The organism is Rathayibacter sp. VKM Ac-2754, from assembly GCF_009807095.1.
Lineage (GTDB): Bacteria > Actinomycetota > Actinomycetes > Actinomycetales > Microbacteriaceae > Rathayibacter.
The window spans coordinates 355146-375720 of sequence record NZ_WUCC01000003.1; the positions used below are offsets into that span (position 1 = coordinate 355146).

Consider the following 20575-nt stretch of genomic DNA (forward strand, 5'->3'; position numbering starts at 1 on the left):
CACGCGCCGGCACACCACCCCGAAGCACCGGAGGCGCCACCCGCCGCGGCGCTTCCGGTCGCGGCGGCGGAGGTGCTCCCACCGCTAGACCCCCGAGTCGCCCTCGGGCGCGACGACCGGCGCCGCCACCGAGCGCGCCCCGTCCCACAGCCGGATCGCCGCGCGCGGCACCGGCCCGACGACGTCCACGCGCCACACCAGGTCCACCGGCGCACCCGTCGCGCCCTCGTACGGCACCACATGGATCGGCGCCGACGGGTCGAACCGCAGCCGCTCCTGCAGCCGCGACGGCGCGACGAGGAAGCTCGTCACGCGCTCGTGGTACCGCTCCCCCACCTGCAGCTCCGTGAGCACCGTCGCGCTCACCGGCGTCATCGGGTCGGCGCGGGTCAGCGACTCGAGCAGGAAGTCGTCCCACGGGAGGTCGAGCTCGACGCCGTCGTAGTCCTCGGGGCGGCGGAGGGCGTTCAGAGGGTTCACGCCCATCGGGCGCACGCGCGGGCGGGCGATCGACTCCTCGTCGCGCTGCACGGAGGCGACGATGTCGGCCAGGCGCGGGGCGGCGATCCGCGTGAGCAGGGACTCGTCGTCCAACGCTCGCAACAGCATCCGCCGGGTGTGGTTGGACGAGTGCGGGAGGTCCTCGTCCAGCGCCGAGAGGCCGAAGCCCTGGCCCGCTCCGTAGTCGGCGGCCATCTCCTGCACGAGGGCCTCGAAGGCCTCGTGGCGCCAGCCGCGGCGGACCAGCTTCGACGTCATCGCGGCGCGCATGCGGGCGACGGCGGCGGTCTCCTCGCCGCTGACGGTGGCGAGGCGCACGGCGAAGGGCATGTGGCCGCGCTCGACGTCGAAGGTCTCGTGCTGCGTCCACACGGGCGGCACGTGCCACGGCCGGTGGATCGCCTTCGACAGCAGCACCAGCCAGTCCACGGCCTGGCGGTGCACCGAGCGGAGGCGCGCGGCCTCCTCGCGGGCGCGCCGGGCACTCGCTCCGTAGTGGGCGAGGCGGGTGCGCTCGACCTCGATGCGGCGCTCGAAGCGCGACCAGCCGGAGTGGTAGCGCACGAGCGAGACCAGAGTGATGAGCAGCGCGGCGCCTCCGAGGCCCACGAGCATCCACGAGAGCAGCGAGGTCAGGATGCGCGGATCGAACGAGTCGGTGCGCGTCGCGTAGTCGTTGACGAACCAGATGCCGACGCCGACGGCGAGCGCCAGGGCGACGACAGTGACCCAGCCGACGAGCATCGAGCGGTGGAAGTCGCGGCGCAGCGCCAGCAGCTCCCCCGCGCGCTGGGGGCGGATCGCGTCGATCTCGCCGACCAGGTACGCGACCTCGTCCTCGGCGCGGCGGCGCTCGGCGCCGATCCGGTCGAGGAAGCGCCAGACGAACGACGAGCTCTGCGCGCCGGCCCAGAGGTCGTACTCGGCGAGCGCCTGCAGACGGCCGGAGCGGCGCGCCTCGGGGTCGACGGGCGGCGCGACGGGCTCCTCCGCCGGCAGCTCGATCTGCACGACGGGGCGCTCCGGCTCCGCATCCGGCTCGACCAGCGACTCCTGAGCGGGCGGGTCGAATGCGGGAGGCTCCTCCACAGCGACGGGATCCTCCACAGCGACCGGCGCGGGCACCTCCGCGGCGACCGACGCCTCCGACGCCGTCACCCAGTTCTGCAGCTTCACTCGCGGATCCTCGAGCGCCAGCGCATACCAGTCCACCCGAGAAGGGAACCCGGGCGGCACGTCGTGCGCGCCCGCCTCCCACGGCCCGTCGGGCAGCGCGAGCACGTCGCCCACGCGCCCGAAGACGGGCACCGCGCCCTCGACGGGCACGAAGCCCGCGTCGCGCAGGTCGGCGCTGCCGTCGAGCGCGCCGAAGACGAGCTCGCGGAGTCCGGCCCACAGCTGCGGTGTCGTGCGCACGTGCGCCATCGCGGCGGGCGCCCCTGCCTCGGCCCGCGCGCGGCCCTCGTCGTCGCGGAGGCGCTCGAGGTCGGCGAGCAGCAGGCGGTCGCGCACATCCAGCACCTCGTCGAGCTGCGAGCCGACCACGGCCGAGCCCTCGGCGGTGTGCAGCGCGCGGGTCATTGAGCGGTTGGCGCTCGACGAGAGCCAGCGGGCGCTCCAGCGCGGCATCTGCACGAGCTTGCCGGCCGAGAACGAGAAGAAGCGGCCGATCTGCGCGAAGAAGCCGATCCGAGAAGGCTCGGGCACGTCGAGCGCGCCTGCGGAGTCGTAGGTGAGCGCTCCGCCGTCCAGGCGCAGCGCCCCCTCGACCATCCCGTCGACGTAGCCGGCGATCTGGCCGTCCTCGATGAAGGCGGTGCCGGGGGGCGGCGGGCTGACGCTGGGGTCGATCAGCAGGGAGTCGGGGCGGGCCGCGTTCTCGAGGACGCCGGCGGCGACGCGGCGGCCGAGCGACTCCGTCAGCACCGCGTTGAGGAACACGCGCGAGATCCAGACGGAGTCGCCGCCGTCGCTCTCGCGGCTCATCAGCTCGACGCTGCCGTCGGTCACGCCGTTCCACAGCCCCGCGACGCTGGCCAGATGGGTCAGCGTGAAGCCGGTGAAGCGCTCGTCGTCGCGCACGAACGCGTCGCCCGACCAGGGGCTCGAGCGGTCCTCGGGCGAGGCGATCACGATGAAGCCGTGCTCGTGCGCCTCCACGCGCTCGCGCAGCTGGAAGGCCGTGGGCGCGCAGATCAGGGTGACCCGGCGCAGCTCGGTTGTCTGGTCGGCGAGGGTCGCGGAGGGGTTCGGCAGCGGCATCGAGGTGCGCACCCAGCGGCTCACCAGCTCGGCGACCGCGTCCTGCGCGGCGTCGGTCTGGCGCTCGGGCAGAGCCGAGCGGAGGGTGACCAGCCGCACCAGGGCGAGCTGCTCCTCCGCCAGCGCCTCGAAGAGGTCGACCGAGATCGCGACCGACTCGAGGTCGGCGCCCACCCCGAGCACGACGGCCTCGATCTGCGGAGGCGCGTACTCGGAGGTCTTCACGTGCTCGGGCAGCACCCAGAGCGCCTGGCCGAGGAGGCCGGTCTTCGTCCACTGCGCGGCGAGCTCGAGCAGGGTCTCGCCCTGCGCGCCGCTGGGCAGCAGGACGATCGCCGCCTTGCCGTCGGGCCAGAAGCCGTCCGAGCGGGAGTCTTCGGAAGGCACGCTCACACTCCGGTGTCCCGGGGACCGGTCGACAGCACCGACGACACGAGCGCGCGGATCGCGTCCTGGAACTGCTCCCGCATCTCCCACGTCACGGGGTAGTCGTAGACCGACACCATCTCGTCCTGCTGCACGATCTCGCTGTCGAAGCGGGCGAGCTCGTTCGAGAGGTAGGCCTGCACGGCGGCGCGGCGCGAGGCGAGGTCGCCGTCGGCCGAGCCGGCGCGGGACGCCTCCGGGACCGGTGCGCCGGTGGGCAGCGACCCGGTCTGCAGCCACTCGGCCAGCTCGGTCTCCTCGCCGCGGCTGCCGCCGAGCGAGGTGAGCACGCGGTAGGCGGCGAGCGGGGCGAGGGTGCCCTCGACGTTGCAGAGCGCCATCGCGATGGCGAGCGACTGCAGCACGACGCCCGGGAAGTCCGCCGGGCGGGCGTTCCGCTCGCTGAGCAGCGGGTGCGGGAAGTCGGCGAAGCCGCGGGTCGACGGGTCCCAGACCGAGAGCTTCGGGCCCTTCTCGCCCTGCGTCGAGTCGACGGCGAGACGGCCGAGGGCCTTGGCGACGTACCAGCCGCGGATCATCGACTCGATGGCGCGGGGATCGGCGGGGATGCTCTCGCCGAGCAGGCGCGCGCGCTTGAACTTCCAGAAGGCCTCGCGGCTGTCCTGGGTGTTCGACTGCGCGAGCCAGCCGCGGGCGATGGGCTCCATCACCGAGTCCATCACGATCGGCTGGTACGGGAAGCCCGACATCGCGAAGACCTCGATGCCGTCGACCTTCTGGTCCTGGAACCACGACTCGCTGGTCGCGTCGTCCCAGACGCCCATCTGGCCGAGCACGCCCTTGGTCACCTCGTACATCTCGGTGCCCTGGCGGAACGGGATCGAGCTGAAGACGAGCGAGGTGTCCTGGTTGATCGCCTTGCCGTGCACGGCGCGCAGCAGTGCGGGGTTCAGCTTCACCAGCGGCTCACTCGCGCCGAGGGCGGCCTGGAGCTGCTCGCGGTAGCGGTCGCGGCGCGCGGCGAACACGTCCGGCGGCAGGATCTCCCTGTCGAAGAAGCCGAGCAGGTCCTCGCCGATGTAGGCGGCGAACGGGGTGCCGTCGCGCTTCATCCACGCGCGGGCCCGGGCGACGTAGGTCTCGGGGTCGGTGGCGAGCTCGAAGGAGGCGCGCTGCGCCGGGTTCGCGACGGCCGGGTCGGCGGTCACGGTGGGCTTCCACGTGCGCGGGTTGCCGACGAGCGACCAGGCGCCCGCCTCCGACTCGGTGTCGGGGCTCACGCCGACGAGCTGGTCGGTGATGACCCGCAGCACGGCGTCCTGGTACTTGGCGTCGCCGTCGACCGAGGCGCGCACCAGCTTCTGGAACTCGCCGGGGTACTTCTCGGGCTCGATCAGCATCCGCTCGTTGGGCGCCGAGATGTACTTGCGCGGCACGGTGTCGTCGACGCGGCGCGGCCAGAACTCGTAGGCGTTCTCGCGGTCGTCGCTCGTCTTGCGCGAGTGCACGCGCTGCAGCAGCGCAGTGCGGGAGCCGTCGAGGTAGTCGGCGAGCGGGCCGAGGAAGGTCTCGCGGAGCTCGGCGAGCAGGGCCCACGCGGAGTCGCGCAGCGCCGCCTCCGACGACCACTCGAGCGCCTGCCCGAGCCGCTGGATCGCGAACTGCACCGCCTCCTGATCGGGGCGGATCGACTGCTGGTTGGCCGAGGTGCGCAGCTCGTCGGACACGAGCGAGCTCAGCGTGCCCACCCACTCCTCGTGCTGGCGGGCCTCGACGCGCAGCGCGTCGACGGTGCCCTTGAGGCCGCGCTCGAGGCGGCGGAGCATCGCGACGACCACGGGGAGGCCGTCCTGCGCCACGTAGCGCGAGACGGTCTCGAGGATGTGGCCGGGCATCGTGCGGGTCCACTCGTCGAGGCGCTGCTGGCGGGCCTCGCGATCGCGGTGCAGGAGGCGGGGGCTCGCCCGGGTGTACTCGTTGACCAGGCGGTCGGTCCACGTGGTGATGTCGGTGCCGCCCTGGCGGTCGAGCGACTCGGGGCGGCTGAGCTCGTCGTCGGCGGTGCGCTGCAGCTCGGACTTGATCAGGTCGAGGGTCGCGGTGTCGCGCAGCGCGTCGGTGACGTCGTTGTGCTCGGCGGTCTCCTCGTTCAGCCGCAGCTCGCGGAGGAAGCGCTGGTACTCGCTGTCGGCCGACTTCTCGATGTACTCGCGCTCGGTCATCCGCTCGAACTGCGGGTCCTCCTCCGCGTGGGCGTAGAGCATCCGGTCGATCGCCGAGCGGGCGAAGCGCTCGGCCGAGTACTCGAGGAACCGCTCGCGGCCGAGGGTGACGCGGCCGAAGCCGATCGAGGAGAAGGGCGGCGAGTGGTGCGCGGGGCTCATGAGCCCTGAGTTGTCGGGCAGCACGTTCGCGGCCGAGCGGGCCTGCCAGTTGCCCGAGGAGTAGGCGATCATGTCGTCCTGCACGCGCTCGTCGATCATCCACGCGGTGAGGCTGGTGGCGACCGCGTCGTAGACGGCGTTCTGGTCCTCGAAGGTGACCTTGCTGTTGCTGCGGCCGATGATGAACGGGTACGCGGCACCGACGCGGTCCATCGCGGCTCCGTACGAGGGCGCGACGCCCTTGGTGCGCAGGAGCTCGAGGGTCGCGGGCGACGGAGTGTCGGTCCAGAAGCCGTTCATCGTCTCGGAGATCGAGGCGAGCGCGTTGCCGGGCATGCCGGCGGTCACGTTCAGCTGGTCGAAGACGTCGGGCGCGTAGAGCATGCTGAAGAACTGGTTCGACCACGGGTACTGCTTGGCGGTCGACTTGACGATCTCGATCACGTCGAGGAACTGGCCCGCTCCCGAGCCGCCGGCGACCGACGAGATGACGATGACGATCGGGCTGCCGTCTCCGCCGTCGTCGCGGGCGTTCAGGCGCGCACCGAGCGTCTGCAGCTCGGCGAGCGCCTCCGCGTCGTTCATGCGGCCGATGGCGGTGCGCGCGGCCTGAGCGATCTCCTTCGTCGCGGCGAGCGCGACGGCGCGGCCGACCGCGCGGTACTGGCCGGCGCCCTTGGTCACGTCGACCTTCACCAGCCGCGGGTCGGGCAGCTGGCGCTCGATGTCGTGGCGCATCGCGTTGTTGGTCGCGTGCGCGCTCGTGATCGAGCCGTGCACGATGTCGAACGTCGCCGCGGTGCTGACGAGCCCGCGGTAGTCCTGCCGGGGCAGGAACGGCGCCTGGTACTCCATGCCGTCCTGGACGGTGGGGGTGTCGAAGTGCAGGAAGCGCCAGGCGGCGGGGATGCCGCCCTCCCAGCCGAGCTGCTGGAGCTTGAGCTCGAGCTGGTACTTGATGCCGCGGAGGGTCTTGCCGCCGGAGCCGCCGACTCCGATGAGGAGGAAGGGTTTGAGCATGACTGTCTGCTTTCGTCGTGTCGCGAGTCGAGGCGCTGAGTGGAGTCGCTGTCAGCGACCGCGGGGCGGAGGGGTTCGAGGGCCGGATCGGCCGGGCGGCGGGGGCGGTGTCGCGCCTCCGGGGCGGGGTGGGGGCGGTGAGCTCGGGCGGCCGGGGGCGCCTCCGGATCGCGGAGGCGGGGTGCCGGGGCGCGGGGGCGAGGTCGGGCGGGACGGGACGGACGGGGCACTCGCGCGGGCGGGCGCACCGTCGCGCGGGGCGGGGCGCTGCGGCTCCGGGGGCTCGGGTCGCCTCGCCGCGCGCTCGCGACGCAGCGTGTCGACGGTGACCCACGCGGGGGCTCCGGAGTCGCGGAGCAGGTCGTCGAGGCGACGGTCGTACTGGCCCTCGTCGTCGCGGTCGACGCGGTGGTAGAGCACGGCGGTCGCGCGGACGGGGTCGTCGCCGCGCGGCCGGTCGAGCTCCTGCTCGGGGACGACGAGCGCCCAGAAGGCGTCGAGCGGGAGCGACGTGAACTCGGCGTGACCGGCCACGAGCTTCGCGGAGGACGACTTCCGTGTGCCGGTCCGTGAGGCGACGACGACGCCTCCCGCGGGCGGGCCCACCCGGTAGCTCGGTGCCTTGAGCGGCCACCACGGCACGTGCGCGCGCAGCCGCCCCAGCTCGGGATCGGCGAGCTCGCGCACACCGGTCTCGCTGCGGAGGTAGCGGAAGCGCTCGTCGAGGCGGGTCGCGGTCGGCGCCGCACGCACCCCCTCCGGCGTGATCTCGACCGGGATCGTGCCGCGCTGGAACGAGCCCACCATCGCGATGCGCGTGTTGCGGCGGTTGAAGAGCCAGAGCAGCAGGAGCGGGAGGAGCACGCCGAGCAGGAGCAGCACGAGCGAGACCAGCCCGATCGCGGCCGCGTTGACCGGGAACGTCGAGGGGAAGGAGAGCGCGATCGTCTGCGGCGCGCTGCTGCCGGCCGCGGTGCGGATGTCGAGCGGGAGGGTCGCGGTGACGGAGGAGTCGGCGGCGACGGCGTTCTCGGCGGTCACGGCGAGCGTGCGGGTCGCGCCCTGGGAGACGGTCACGCACGCCCCCGGCGCGAGGGCCGCACCGGTGTCGTCGGTGAAGGTCCAGGCCCAGGAGTCCGCGCGGTCGGCGTTGTCGCTCGTCACGGTCGGCGGCTCGGCGAGGCAGACCTGGCCGTCGCCTCCCGCGGTCGGCCCCTGGATCGCGAGGGTCCCCTCCGCTCGCCCCTCGGACCCGGTGAGCTCGGAGAGCACGACCGGCGACGAGACGCTGGGGAACGAGGCCGGGAGCACGGTGGTGACGGTCTGCTGCGTCGTGACGGGCGCGAGCGCGACCTGGTGCGGCGCGGTCGTCAGCGGCTCGACGGAGGCGGTGACGAGGATCTCGGAGGCCGTCACGTCGGCGGGCAGCGGCACGGTGATCGCTCCGGTGGCCTCGTCGATGCGGGCGTCGGGCAGCGCGGTCGTGCTGCCGTCGGCGGTGGCGGTCGCGGTGAAGACGGCCTGGTCGAAGACCGACAGGTCGGCGGGCGAGCCGTCGGCGTTCTCCACGCGGGCGGTGAGGCTGGCCGCGAGCGAGCCGTCGTCGCCGCGCTCGACCTGGTTCGCCTCGTCGAAGACGATGCGGAGATCGGAGAAGTAGAAGACGCTGTCGGCGCCGGTGAGGGTCCACTGGCCCTGCAGCTCGGGGCGGTCGACGGTCAGCTCGACGAGCTGCGCGCCGGAGGAGCCGCTGACCTGCACCTCGGGCGAGGTCGCGGACAGGGTGCCGAGACCCGAGCCGGCCGGCGGGGTGAGGGTCCACGCCGGATCCGTGACGACGGCCTGGATCCGCGAGACGCCGCCGTCGATCCAGAAGGTGCCGTCGGCCGCGAGGCCCTGCTGGGCTCCGCCGCCGATGCGGGCGCCGAGCTCGAGGAACACCGACGCGAGCGCCGCGGGGTCGGAGGCGTCGACCACGGCGCCGCGGACGGAGCCCTCGGGGGCCGTCGCGGGCCCGCAGGTGGCGGTGCCGCCTCCGTAGGCGCCGCTGCCCTCGACCAGCGGCCACATGACCCTCGCCTCCTCCCGCTGCTCGCCGTCGGCCAGGAGTGTGCCGATCACGACGACTCCGGCCTGGCGGAGCGCGGCGAGCACGCCGAAGCCGCCCGGCTCGTCACCGTCGGGGTCGATGCGCGCGCCGCAGAGGGCGTTGGTGGCGTCGGCGGTGGCCTGCGCCGAGCCGAGGTCGATCTCGCCGTCGGTCAGCCAGATGACGAGCTGGCAGGCGGAGCCGGCGCTCGGCTGGCTCTGCAGCGCCGACTGGACTCCCTGCAGGCCGGCGAGCCAGTTGGTGCCTCCGCCGGGCGTCTTGGCGCGGATGGTGTCGGCGAGCGCGGCCGGGCTGTCGCCGGTCCACTGCTGCCAGTCGACGGCGGGCTCGAAGGCGCGGCTGAAGAACGCGGCGCCCCAGTTGACCGTGAGGTCGTCGCGGAGGCCGCCGAGCTCGGCGAGGCTGCCCGCGAGGATGTCGGCGCGCGCGACATCCGGGTCGGAGCCGCGACCGTCGTCGCCGCCGGTGTTCAGCGATCCGGAGTTGTCGACGAGGTAGTAGACGTTGAGGACGTCGGAGGAGGAGAGGCAGGTGCGGAGGTCCTCGATCGCGCCGCGACCGATGTCGGTGAGCGAGGCGGTCGGGGCGGTGGTCGTGGTGGTGGCCGCTTGTGCAGCGGCTCCGAAGCCCAGGACGAGGAGGAGCGCGGTGACGACGACCGCGAGCGCGCGGCGGATCACAGGCCGAGCCAGTCGGACACGGGGACGCTGATGTTGAGGATGTGCCACGCGCCGAGGACGAGGGCGGCGCCCGAGAGCCAGAGCAGCCAGCGGGTGAGGCGCGGGTCGGGCGCGAAGTGCCGGGCGTCGCGGAGGGAGTTCGCGCGCTGGGAGGAGAGGTCCCAGCCGGCCGCGAGGAAGACGAGCAGCGGAGTGAGCAGGTAGCCGACGACGCTCATCCAGACGGCGCCGCCGCGCACCAGGGGCAGCGGGACGCCGAGCACGCGGACCGGCGCGGCGGCCGTCGACGCGGCCAGGATCGCCAGCGCGAGGCTCACCAGAAGACCCGCCACGCCCAGCCAGAGAGGCAGGGCGCTGGCGGTCCGGCGGGCGGCGGGGGCCCGGTTGCGCACGGTCGACACCGCTCCACCCTCCGCTGTCGCAGCTGAACGCTCCCTGTTGGGGGCGGCTGCTTCAGTATGCAGAGTCGCCCCGCGAGCGGCCAAACCCCCGTGGGGCGACTGTGCTTCCCGCGCGGGGCGACTGCGCTCCCCGCGGAGGACCTCTGTGCTTCCCTCTCTGCTTCACTGAGCGGATGGAGATCGCGCTCGGACTGCTCGGACTGCTCGTCGCCGCGGTGGCGGGAGCGGGCGTGGTGGCCGGGCGGCGGCGGGCGGCGCCGACCGCGCTGGTCGACGTCGTGGTGCGGCTCGCCCACGCCGGCGACGACTGGTGGCGGGTGACCGCCACGGTCCGCAATCGCGGCGTCGCCGACATCCCGCCGACCGCCTACACCGACGCGCGGCCGATCACGGTCGCCCTCGACGGCTCGCAGGCGGCCGCCTGGTACGGCGAGGCGCCGCTCGGCTGGTCGCTCGACTCCGCGGGATCGCTCGTGCTCTCGCCGACGCTCCTGCCCCGCTCCGTCGATCTGAGCGCGACCGTGGTCGTGCGCGGTCGGCCCGGGGTGCGGATCGACGTGCCGCTGCGGTCGGTTCCGGTGCGCGAGGAGGTCGTCGAGACGGCGGCTCCGCAGGGCTGGGCCGCATCCGCCCCGGCCGTGGTGGCGCCCGCTCGCCGGCTCGTCGACGCGCCCGTCGAAGCGCTGCCCGTCCGCGAGACCCTGCTGCGGGGCGGGTTCGGGGTCTGGGCGGCGATGGTGGCGGGGGTGCTCGGAGCCGTGCTGATGGCGGTCGGCATCGCCCTGTCGATGAACGAGGCCGCGACGACCGCCGTAGGCACGCCCGGAGTGATCCTGATCCTGGTCGCGGTGGTCGGGATCCTCGGGACCCTCGCGGTCCGCCTCCTCCGCCGCTGGCTCGAGCCGCCCGCGCTCTGGCGGACGCCCGCGCAGCGGCTGCGGCGCCCCGGCACGATCGCGTCGCTCGTCCCCACCTACGCGGGCGTGTTCCTCTTCTGCCTCGAGTTCGTCGTGCAGGAGCGCGCGGGCGACACGACCTGGGTCGCGGGTGTGGGCCTGGTGCTGCTGGTCTCGGGCGGAGTGACCGCGGCGATCACGGGGCTCGTGCGTCTGATCGCCGTGGTGCGGGCGCGGCGATCGGCGTCGGCGAGCTGAGTGGACCCGCGAATGCGGTCGATGGTGCCCTCACAGGCGCTCGTCGGGGTCGAGTCGTCGCGTTCGGGCGCTGAGGCGGGCTCGGTGTCGGTGGTCGCTGCTTCAATACTCGTATGGATGAAGCAGATGGGACAGGGACGGCGGAGGCGCGACTCGGCGCGATCGCCGCGCTGACCGGGCTCGCCGCGCGCGCGGGGTTCGCGTCGGCGCAGCTGCTGTTCGCGAGGGCCTGCGCCCTGCACGGGGCCTACCGGACGGGTCTCACGATCCCGGAGTCGTTCGCACGCGGCGGCCGCCTCTCGCGCAGCGAAACGCACGAACTCGTCGAGCGCTCCCTCCGCGCCGAGCTCGCCGTCGGCGCGGGGATGACGGAGCGGGCCGTGACGCGGACCCTCGAGCTGGCCCAGCTGCTGATCGAGGACCTGCCTCGCACCCGCGCCGCTCTGGCCGAGGGGCGACTGCTGTGGGAGGCGAGCACGGTCATCTGCGACGCCGCCGCCACCCTTCCCGCCGCGGCCCGGGCCGCTCTGGACGAGCGCGCACTCGAGGCGGCCCTGACGAAGAACCCGACCCAGCTGCGGCGGGCCGTCGCGCGGATGCGGGACGAGCTGCACGACGAGCCGCTGGCCGTGCGGCACGTCCGCGCCCGCAAGGACCGGGGCGTGTGGGTCTCGCCGGAGGTCGACGGGATGGCCACCCTCTGCGCGCTGCTGCCCGCACCCGCCGCGATGGGCGCCTACCACCGCCTCGACCGCATCGCCCGCACCCTCCGCGACGGCGCCGACGACGAGCCGGGCGACGAGCGCACGCTCGCGCAGCTTCGGGCCGACGCGCTCGCCGACCTGCTCTGCGACGGGGACATCGCCGGCACCACCCCGCCCGGCGACGGCCCGAGCACCCCGCCGACCTTCGTCCCCGGGGTGCGCGCGGAGGTGCGCCTGACGCTCGCCGCGAGCACCGCCTCCGGGGCCGACGACGCCCCGGCCGACCTCGACGGCTACGGCCTCGTCCCCGCCGACGTGGCCCGCGAGCTCGTGGGCGTCGGCGCCTCGTTCACCCGGATCCTCACCGACCCCGCCACCGGCGCGGTCGCCTCCGTCGGGCGCACCCACCGCGTCCCACCCCCGCGGATGCGCCTCCACCTGCAGCTGCGCGACCGGACCTGCCGCTTCCCCGGCTGCACCCGCCCCGCCTCCACCGCCGAAGCCGACCACACCCTCGAATGGCGCAACGGCGGCCACACCGCCCTCGACAACCTCGCCTCGCTCTGCACGAGCCACCACCACGTCCGCCACGGCGACCGCTGGACCTACCGCCTCCACCCCGACGGCACCACCGACTGGACCACCCCCACCGGACGACGCGTCACCACCCACCCACCCGCCCTCCCCGGACGACCACCGGAGCCACCCCCACGACCGCGGTTCGTCGACACCCCGCCACCGTTCTGATCGGCACTCAGCCCGCTCCGCGGGCGATCCTCCGCGCGTGCGCCCCCATCCCCCCTCTCGCTGATCGAGTAGCCCGCACAGCGGGCGTATCGAGATCCCCGTCCGTCAGAAGACGAGGCGTGCAGACCTCCCTGCTGAAGCTGGCGGGTCTCGATACGCCGCCTGCGGCGGCTACTCGACCAACGAGCTCGCGGGCATCAGTCCGCCCCTTCCCCCTCCCTCTCGCTGATCGAGTAGCCCGCACAGCGGGCGTATCGAGATCCCCGTCCGCCAGAAGGCACGGCGTGCAGACCTCCCCGCTGAAGATGGCGGGTCTCGATACGCCCCTGCGGCGGCTACTCGACCAGCGAGCTTGCGAGCGGCAGTCGGCCCCTTCCCTCCTCGCCGATCGCGAGCGAGCTCGCAGGCGTCAGTCCGCCCCCCTCGCTGGTCGAGTAGCCCGCACAGCGGGCGTATCGAGATCCCCGTCCGCCAGAAGGCACGGCGTGCAGACCTCCCCGCTGAAGATGGCGGGTCTCGATACGCCCCTGCGGGGCTACTCGACCAGCGAGCTCGCGAGCGGCAGTCCGCCCCCCTCGCTGATCGAGTAGCCCGCGCAGCGGGCGTATCGAGATCCACGTCCGTCAGAAGGCACGGCGTGCAGACCTCCCTCCTGAAGCGAGTGGGTCTCGATACGCCGCCTGCGGCGGCTACTCGACCAGCGAGCTCGCGGGCGTATCGAGATCCACGTCCGCCAGAAGGCGAGCGCTCACGCCTGATCTGCGGACGCGGGCAGGGCCGGCGGCGCCGTCGACTCGCGGATGACGAGGGTCGTGGCGAGCTCGATGCGGTGCGAGATCGGCGCGATGCCGTCGTGCATCCGGACGAGGGTGTCGACGGCGAGGCGGCCGATGTCGTGCATCGGGGTGCGCACGGTCGAGAGCAGGGGCGCGGTGGGCAGCACGGCGAAGGTGTCGTCGTAGCCCATCACGCTGACGTCACCCGGGACGGTGAGACCGGCGCCGACGACCGCGCGGATCGCCTGGAACGCGTCGGCGTCGTTCGTGGCGACGATCGCGGTCGGAGGGTCGTCGAGGGCGAGCAGACCGGGGACGATCCACTCGGCACTCGCCATGCCGTGCTCCGAGACCAGGGCCGGATCCTCCGCGATGCCCGCCGAGGCCAGCGCCTCGCGGTAGCCGCCGTAGCGCGCCCGGAGCCCTGGATTGCGGGCGTCGCCGCCGACGAACGCGATCCGCCGGTGCCCGAGCGAGACGAGGTGCTCGGTCGACTGCTGGCCGCCGACCCAGTGGTTCGAGCCGATGCTCACCACGGAGGGGTCGAGCGGGTTGGGCGCGTCGACCGCGACGAGCGGCAGCGACACCTCCTCGCATGCGGCGAGGATCTCGGCGTCGATCGCGGTGGTGACGGCGAGGATCCCCAGGTGGCCCTTCGTCGCGACGGAGCGGACGAAGGAGCGGTCGAAGCGCAGGCCCTCGTCCGCCGAGCCGCCGGGAGCCAGGACGCCGGTCGTGACGTCGACGCGCTCGCTCTGCGCGCCTCCGACGATGCCCTCGAGCACGCGCAGCGAGTAGAGGCTGAGCAGGGTGTCGAAGACGACGGTGATGCCGCCGCCGACGCGGGAGGGACGCGTGCTCGGGGAGTAGCCGAGGTCGTGGATCGCCTGCTCGACGCGCGCCCGGGTGGTCGACGAGGCTCCCGGCCGGCCGTTGAGCACCTTGGACGCGGTCGCCTTCGAGACGCCCGCGCGCGCGGCGACCTGATCGAGGGTGACGCGGGTGTCGGGGGTGCGAGCCACGGGAGGGCCTTTCGAGAGCGGATGTCGCCCCACTGTAGACGAAACAGTTTCTTCGACCCCGAGGGCCCGCTCGACGTCGTTGCTTGCAGTCGTTCTGCCGCCGGCATACTCTGAACCAGCCCAGGAAACCTAAAGAAATTGTTTCCACCATTCCCGAGAAGGACGACGATGTCGCAGATCCCTCGCCTCCACGCACCTCAGCCCGACGACCTGACCGTCGGCAACGTGACGGTCGGGGCCGTCTCGCTCTCGCGCTTCAACTGGCGCCTCGCGACCGCCCTCTTCCTCGCCGGGATCCTCTGGATCGGACCGTACGTCGGGTCGGTCGGAGTGGTGATGCCCGCTCTGGTCGCCGAGGTCGCGCCCGAGGAGCGCGTCGGACTGGTGGCCACGATGGGACTCGCCGGAGCCTTCCTCTCGCTCCTGTCGAACATCGTGTTCGGGGCGCTCTCCGACCTCACCCGCTCGCCGATCGGAGCTCGCGCGCCGTGGATCCTGCTGGGCTCGGTCGGCACCTCGATCGGCCTGTGGGGCCTCCACTCCGCGACGACGACCACCACCCTGGTCGTCTGGTGGTGCGTCTACATGCTCTTCCTCAACGCGATCATCGCGCCGATGGTGGCCGTCATCTCGGACCGCGTGCCGAGCAAGTACCGCGGCACCGTCTCCTCCATCTACGGAGTGGGCATGGTGCTCGGCGCGTCGATCGGGCAGATCGTGGGCGCGGGCTTCGTCTCGGACCCGACCGTCGGCATCCAGGTCTTCGCGGTGGTGTCGCTCGTGAGCGGCGTGTTCTTCGTCGTCGTCGCCCCCGAGAAGTCCAACCGCGCAGAGGCGCGCGCGAAGCTCTCGGGGCGCCGGCTGCTGCACTCGTTCGCGCTCCCCCGCCGCGGGTCCCGCGACTTCTACCTGGCGCTCTTCGGCAAGTTCGCCCTCATCGCCGGCATGTACGCGATCACCAACTACCAGCTGTACATCCTCATCGACCACATCGGGCTCGACCAGGGCGGTGCCGCCGGGATCATCGCGATCATGGCCGGCATCCAGCTCGTCACGGCCCTCGTCTTCGGGCTCGGCTCCGGCCCGCTCTCCGATCGTCTCGGGCGGCGGAAGCCGTTCATCATCGTCGCCGCGCTGCTCGTGGGCGTCGGGATCCTGGTGCCGTTCCTCGCCCCGTTCGCCTGGGGGATGATCGTCTTCTCGGTGCTCGCGGGCATCGGCAACGGAGTCTTCACCTCGGTCGACCAGGCGCTCAACATCGAGGTGCTACCCGATCCGAAGACGGCCGCGAAGGACCTCGGACTGCTCAACATGGCGAACTCGGGCGGGCAGATGCTCGGCCCGGTGGTCACCTCCCTCGTCGTCGCGACCACGGGCGGCTACCAGCTCGCCTTCGTCGCGGCGTTCGTCCTCCTCGTGATCTCGGCGATCCTGATCGTCCCGATCCGCTCGGTGCGCTGATCGCGTGCGCCCTGCCTATCGACTCCCGGCGTCACATCGATTCGACCAGCACTGCCACCGACTGGTTCACTACCTAGCATGAGTCGGGATGTGGTCGTCGTCGGCGCGGGGCTGTTCGGGACGGCCACCGCGCTCCACCTCGCGCGGTCGGGCGCCCACGTCACGCTGGTCGAGTCGGGGGCGGCGGCGAGCGCCACCACCGCGGCCGGCGCCGGCTTCGTCGGCCTCTGGGCCGCCGGCTACGCCTGGTACTGGAACGAGTCGGAGCGCGATCTCGAGCAGTACGGCATCGACTTCTACCGCGCGCTGGCAGCCCATCCCGACGGCGTCGACATCCTGCTCCGCGAGACCGGCAGCGCCTGGCTCGCGGTCACCGACGACGGCGTCCGCGATCACCTCGGCCCGCTCGCCGACCACCCGCTCCGGCCCGAGGGGTCGCGCTCGCTCACCCCTGACGAAGCCGCGGAGCTGATCCCCGGCCTCGACCCCGCGGCCGTCACGGGCGGATTCCTCCAGCCCGGCGGCATCCAGATCAGCGCGCCCGACGCGGCGCTCGCCCTCGTCGCCGTCGCCCGCGCGGCCGGAGTCGAGATCGTCGAGCACGCGCCCGTCACCGAGGTCCTCGCCGCCGACGGCCGCGCGAGCGGCGTCCGCACCGCCGACGGCCGCACGTTCACGGGCGACTCCGTGGTCCTCGCCGCCGGCTCGTGGACGAACGAGCTGCTCGCACCGCTCGGCCGCCGCCTCCCTCTCGCCCGCGTCGTCGCGAGCCGCCTGACCACCGCGCCGTTCGGCCTCCCGCCGCTGCCGACGCTGATGCTGCCCGAGCTCGACGGCCTCTGGGTCCGCGAGCACCGGGGCGGGCTCACCTTCGGCAACGGCGTGGGCTACGAGCCGCTCGGCGAGGCCGAGGCCGACCGGCGCCCGCGGCGCACCGACCTGGTCGAGGCGATGGACGCGCACCTCGCGCCGATCCTCGCGCGACTGCTGCCCGCCTCCGCCGACGCGGTGCGCGAGACGGAGTGGACCCAGGGCGTGGTCTCGTACACGGCCGACCGCCGCTTCCTCGCAGGTCCCGTCCCCGAGCTGCCCGGGCTGTTCGTCGCCGCGGGCGACAACGAGTCCGGAGTGACCCACGGGCCGGGCCTCGGCCGCCTGGTCGCCGAGCTCGTGCTCGAGGGCCGCTCGTCGCTCGGCGACCCCGACCGGTACGCGCCGTCGCGGTTCGCGCCGCAGCCCTTCGCCGACGAGGCCGCGGTGCTGGCCGCGATGCCTCCGCGCCGCGAGGTCGACGCCCGATGACCGGCCGCGATGTCGTCGTCGTGGGCGCGGGAATCGTCGGAGCCGCAGCTGCCCGCACCCTCGCCGAGCGCGGCGACCGCGTGCTCGTCCTCGAGCGCTTCGAGCGCGGCCACGACCGCGGCTCGTCGCACGGCGAGACGCGCATCTTCCGCCGCGGCTACGTCGAGGACGACTACCGCGCGCTGACCGGTCGTGCGGCGACCGAGTGGGCGCGGCTCGAGGCCGAGTCGGGTCGGCGCCTGTTCACCCCGACCGGCGCGATCGACCACGGCGACGCCTCCGCCCTGCTCGCGATCGAGGAGGCCTTCGCCCGCGACGGCATCCCCGTCGAGCGCCTCGACGCGGCGGAGGCGTCGCGCCGCTGGCCGGGACTGCGCTTCGAGACCGACGTGCTGCTGCACCCGGAGGGCGGCCGGCTCGACGCCGCCGCCGCGATCGAGGCGCTGCTCGAGTCGGCGCAGGCCCACGGGGCGACCGTGCGGGCGAGCGTCGGCGTCCACGAGATCCGCGAGCGCGACGGAGGCGTCCGCCTCGTCACCGACGAGGGACCGATCACCGCGGACGCCGTCGTCGTCGCCGCCGGCTCCTGGACCCCGGGACTCGTCGGCGACCTCGTCTCGACCGCCGGACTGGGGATCCCCGAGGTGCGCGTCACCCAGGAGGAGCCGGCCCACTTCGCGACCGGTCTCGACGGCTGGCCGAGCTTCGTGCACCACCGCGGCGCGCTGCCCACGATCTACGGCCTCGCGACCCCCGGAGTCGGCGTGAAGGTCGGCGAGCACGGCACGGGCCGCGTCATCGATCCCGACCAGCGCGGCGACCGCCGTCCCGAGCCCGAGGCGCTCGCCCGCCTGCAGCGCTACGTCGCCGAGTGGGTGCCCGGGGCGGATGCGGCGAGCGCCGACCCGATCAGCTGCCTCTACGACACCACTCCCACCGAGGACTTCGTGCTCGACCGGGTCGGCCGCGTCACCCTCGCGACCGGCTTCTCGGGGCACGGCTTCAAGTTCGGCCCCGTGCTCGGCGAGCTCCTCGCCGACCTCGCCGACGGGGCGGAGGCGCTCGAGCGCTTCCGCCTCACCCCCTCCTGACTCCCCACCCTCACGAAAGCAGCAGCATGCACTCCTTCCGCGCGCTCGGCGCCCTCGCGGTGCTCGGCACCACCGTCGCCCTGGCCGGCTGCACCGGCGCGTCCGGCGGCTCTGCGGCGAGCGACCGCCTCGTCATCGGCACCACCGACTCGATCGTCTCGCTCGACCCGGCCGGAGCCTGGGACCGCGGCAGCTTCACGCCGCAGAACCAGATCTACCAGCACCTCCTCACCTACGAGAACGGCGACACCACGCCCGTCCCCGAGGTCGCCGAGGCCTGCGACTACGACAGCGCGACCACCTACCGCTGCTCGATCACGCCGGATCTGACCTTCTCGAACGGCGACGAGCTCACCGCCTCCGACGTCGTCTTCTCGTTCCAGCGCGTCCTCGACATCGCCGCCGACACCGGCCCCTCGCCGCTGCTCGCGAACATGGAGTCGGTCGCGCAGGACGGCGACGACGTGGTCTTCACCCTCGCGGTGCCGAACGACCAGACCTGGCCGTCGGTGCTGACCAGCATGGCCGGGCCGATCGTCGACGAGGAGGTGTTCCCCGCCGACGCGCTGCTCGAGGACGCCGATGTGATCGGCTCGGGCCCCTACGCCGTCGGGAGCTACGAGGACGGCGGGCTGCTGCAGCTCACCGCGAACTCCTCCTACTCGGGCACCGCCCCCGAGACGGACGAGGTCGTCCTCCGCCCGTACACCTCGTCGACCAACCTGCGCCTCGACGTCGAGAACGGCGCCGTCGACGTGGCCTACCGCTCGCTCACCGCGACCGACGTCGAGGACCTGAAGGGGAACTCCGACCTGCAGGTCGTCGACGGACCCGGCGGCTCGGTGCGCTTCCTCACCTTCAACGTGAACACGCAGCCGGGCGGCAGCGCCGAGCAGAAGCTCGCGATCCGCCAGGCCGTCGCCTCGCTCGTCGACCGTCAGGAGCTCGCCGACCAGGTCTACCGCGGCACCTACGCGCCCGCGTACTCCGTCGTGCTCGACGGCCAGCTCGGCGCGACGGAGGCGTTCTCGGACGTCTACGGAGCGGCTCCCGACCCCGAGAAGGCCGCGTCGATCCTCGCGGCCGCCGGGGTCTCCACTCCGGTGACCCTGCCGATCCAGTACACGAGCGACCACTACGGCCCCGACTCCGATCAGGAGTACGCGCTGATCGAGTCGCAGCTGGAGGCGTCCGGCCTCTTCAGCGTCGAGCTGCAGTCGACGGAGTGGACCAGCTACGTCACCCAGCTCGCGCCCGACTCGGGCTACCCTGCCTACCAGCTCGGCTTCTTCCCGGACTACCCGGACCCCGACAACTTCCTCCGCTCGGCCTACTCGTCGACAGGGGCCTCGGTCGCCAACGGCTACTCGAACCCCGAGGTCGACGCCCTGATCGACGCGGAGGCGACCGCGACGGACCAGGACGCCCGCGCCGCCGCGATCGAGCAGCTCCAGGCGGTGACCGCGACCGACGCGCCGATCATCCCGCTGCTGCAGGGCCGCGAGACCGTCGTCGCCGCGGCCGGAGTGACGGGCCTCGAGGACACCCTCGACGCGACGTACCTCTTCCACTTCGGAGCACTGGCGAAGTAGCGGGGAAGGCAGTCAGCCGACGATGCGCGCCCAGCCCGAGGTCGCGTCGTCGTCCGACGGCGCCTCCCGTACCGGCTCGTCAGCCGTCGCGCGGTGCGCCCGGAACACGCCGAATGCCACCGTCCCCGCGGTCATGGCGAGGGTCGCCTCGAAGAGCGCCGGGCCGAGCGTGTACAGCGAGTTCGCCAGGATCGCCAGCGGCGGCACGTTCTCGGGGCTGTAGCTCCACTCGTTCGGCAGCGTCACCGCCACCGCCGGGACCGCGAGCGTCACGACCCAGAGCAGTGCCGTGTAGGCGACGAGAGCGGGCCACCATCCCGTGCCCCGCCTCACGAGCGCGCCGCCTTCAGGGTGATCGCTCCGCCGATCGAGAGGAGCCCGATCGTGATCCCCGGGCCGGGCACGTACATCAGCACAGCGCGGAAGAACTGCTCCGGCCCCGTGACGGTGTCGTAGTACGCCGACGCGTTAGCGGTCCAGAGCGTGGCCGCCCCGACCACGAGGAACAGCGCTCCCATCACGGCGAGAGCGATCGCCGTGCGCGAGGCCGCAGAGGGTCGGGCGCGGTCGGTCTCGGCCCGCTCCTCGAGCTCGGGCTCGGGCTCGGGCGCCGGCAGCTCGGGCGCGGGCAGCGGCTCCGACGACTCGGGGGGCACGCGGACCTCTCGCCAGCGCTCGGGGATGCGCGGGGCCTCGGCCGGAGGCTCCTGCCTGCGGCGCTCCTCCTCGGCCTCACCGCGGCGCGGACGCCGGAACCGCTCTTCCGCCCGGGTGAGCCGCTCGGGCTCGGGGCCGTCGTAGCCGCGCTGGTAGGCGGCGTGGAACCGCGGATCCGTCCGGGCGCTCGTCTCGGTGCTCTCAGCCATGCAATCCCCCTGCATCGTCTCGAGTCTTCATCCTGTCGCAGAACGACGGATCGCGCCTCTGATGTCAAGTGCAGGACACGGAGGCCCCGCGTACAGGAAGCTCGGAGAGGATCCA

General features: G+C 73.3%; 13 protein-coding genes. 6 read left to right on the forward strand and 7 right to left on the reverse strand.

Going from position 1 to position 20575, the window contains the following annotated elements:
* Positions 1-84 precede the first annotated feature (84 nt).
* From GRS92_RS07195 to GRS92_RS07210, 4 genes are read right to left on the reverse strand one after another with little or no spacing between them, the layout of a single operon-like run.
* Positions 85-3150 carry a hypothetical protein gene (locus GRS92_RS07195; RefSeq protein WP_159854672.1) on the reverse strand — a complete coding sequence of 1022 codons (3066 nt, stop codon included), beginning with the start codon at positions 3148-3150 and terminating at the stop codon, positions 85-87.
* Positions 3151-3152: 2 nt separating this feature from the next.
* The gene (locus tag GRS92_RS07200) at positions 3153-6554 is read right to left on the reverse strand and encodes a tubulin-like doman-containing protein (protein ID WP_159854673.1); all 3402 of its coding nucleotides are present in this window, start codon (positions 6552-6554) and stop codon (positions 3153-3155) included.
* Between the two features lie 51 nt (positions 6555-6605).
* The gene (locus GRS92_RS07205; RefSeq protein ID WP_159854674.1) at positions 6606-9344 is read right to left on the reverse strand and encodes a hypothetical protein; all 2739 of its coding nucleotides are present in this window, start codon (positions 9342-9344) and stop codon (positions 6606-6608) included.
* Positions 9341-9745, reverse strand: a complete 405-nt coding sequence (locus tag GRS92_RS07210; protein ID WP_159854675.1) for a hypothetical protein — start codon at positions 9743-9745, stop codon at positions 9341-9343. The genes GRS92_RS07205 and GRS92_RS07210 overlap by 4 nt, the downstream gene beginning before the upstream one ends.
* Positions 9746-9918: 173 nt before the next feature.
* Here GRS92_RS07210 and GRS92_RS07215 point away from each other — a divergent pair, with 173 nt between their 5' ends.
* Positions 9919-10899 (forward strand): hypothetical protein, encoded by a 981-nt coding sequence (locus tag GRS92_RS07215; protein WP_159854676.1) that lies wholly within the window; start codon positions 9919-9921, stop codon positions 10897-10899.
* A gap of 113 nt (positions 10900-11012) precedes the next feature.
* Positions 11013-12350, forward strand: a complete 1338-nt coding sequence (locus GRS92_RS07220; RefSeq protein WP_159854677.1) for an HNH endonuclease signature motif containing protein — start codon at positions 11013-11015, stop codon at positions 12348-12350.
* A 748-nt stretch (positions 12351-13098) separates the two neighbouring features.
* On the opposite strand, the gene GRS92_RS07225 is transcribed toward GRS92_RS07220, so the two are convergent.
* A complete protein-coding gene (locus GRS92_RS07225) occupies positions 13099-14148 on the reverse strand; it encodes a LacI family DNA-binding transcriptional regulator (protein ID WP_159854678.1) in 1050 nt (349 codons plus the stop codon).
* A 168-nt stretch (positions 14149-14316) separates the two neighbouring features.
* Here GRS92_RS07225 and GRS92_RS07230 point away from each other — a divergent pair, with 168 nt between their 5' ends.
* The 4 genes from GRS92_RS07230 to GRS92_RS07245 all read left to right on the forward strand — a co-directional run bounded on the left by GRS92_RS07230 (position 14317) and on the right by GRS92_RS07245 (position 19594).
* A complete protein-coding gene (locus GRS92_RS07230; protein WP_159854679.1) occupies positions 14317-15609 on the forward strand; it encodes an MFS transporter in 1293 nt (430 codons plus the stop codon).
* A gap of 78 nt (positions 15610-15687) precedes the next feature.
* Positions 15688-16911 carry an NAD(P)/FAD-dependent oxidoreductase gene (locus GRS92_RS07235; RefSeq protein WP_159854680.1) on the forward strand — a complete coding sequence of 408 codons (1224 nt, stop codon included), beginning with the start codon at positions 15688-15690 and terminating at the stop codon, positions 16909-16911.
* Positions 16908-18002 carry an N-methyl-L-tryptophan oxidase gene (gene solA, locus GRS92_RS07240; RefSeq protein WP_159854681.1) on the forward strand — a complete coding sequence of 365 codons (1095 nt, stop codon included), beginning with the start codon at positions 16908-16910 and terminating at the stop codon, positions 18000-18002. Before GRS92_RS07235 ends, solA begins: the two co-directional genes overlap by 4 nt.
* A 26-nt stretch (positions 18003-18028) precedes the next feature.
* Positions 18029-19594, forward strand: coding sequence for an ABC transporter substrate-binding protein (locus GRS92_RS07245; protein ID WP_159854683.1), 1566 nt, complete (start codon positions 18029-18031; stop codon positions 19592-19594).
* Positions 19595-19606: 12 nt separating this feature from the next.
* Here GRS92_RS07245 and GRS92_RS07250 read toward each other — a convergent pair whose 3' ends face one another.
* Entirely contained in the window at positions 19607-19927 is a 321-nt protein-coding gene (locus GRS92_RS07250; RefSeq protein WP_159854684.1) for a hypothetical protein, read from the reverse strand.
* Positions 19924-20460 (reverse strand): hypothetical protein, encoded by a 537-nt coding sequence (locus tag GRS92_RS07255; RefSeq protein ID WP_159854685.1) that lies wholly within the window; start codon positions 20458-20460, stop codon positions 19924-19926. The genes GRS92_RS07250 and GRS92_RS07255 overlap by 4 nt, the downstream gene beginning before the upstream one ends.
* Positions 20461-20575 lie beyond the last annotated feature (115 nt).

Coding starts and splice junctions, on each gene's coding strand:
- GRS92_RS07200 (WP_159854673.1), bottom strand. CDS start 6,554: ATGCTCAAACCCTTCCTCCTCATCGGAGTCGGCGGCTCCGGCGGCAAG.
- GRS92_RS07245 (WP_159854683.1), top strand. CDS start 18,029: ATGCACTCCTTCCGCGCGCTCGGCGCCCTCGCGGTGCTCGGCACCACC.
- GRS92_RS07230 (WP_159854679.1), top strand. CDS start 14,317: ATGTCGCAGATCCCTCGCCTCCACGCACCTCAGCCCGACGACCTGACC.
- GRS92_RS07215 (WP_159854676.1), top strand. CDS start 9,919: ATGGAGATCGCGCTCGGACTGCTCGGACTGCTCGTCGCCGCGGTGGCG.
- solA (WP_159854681.1), top strand. CDS start 16,908: ATGACCGGCCGCGATGTCGTCGTCGTGGGCGCGGGAATCGTCGGAGCC.
- GRS92_RS07220 (WP_159854677.1), top strand. CDS start 11,013: ATGGATGAAGCAGATGGGACAGGGACGGCGGAGGCGCGACTCGGCGCG.
- GRS92_RS07255 (WP_159854685.1), bottom strand. CDS start 20,460: ATGGCTGAGAGCACCGAGACGAGCGCCCGGACGGATCCGCGGTTCCAC.
- GRS92_RS07235 (WP_159854680.1), top strand. CDS start 15,688: ATGAGTCGGGATGTGGTCGTCGTCGGCGCGGGGCTGTTCGGGACGGCC.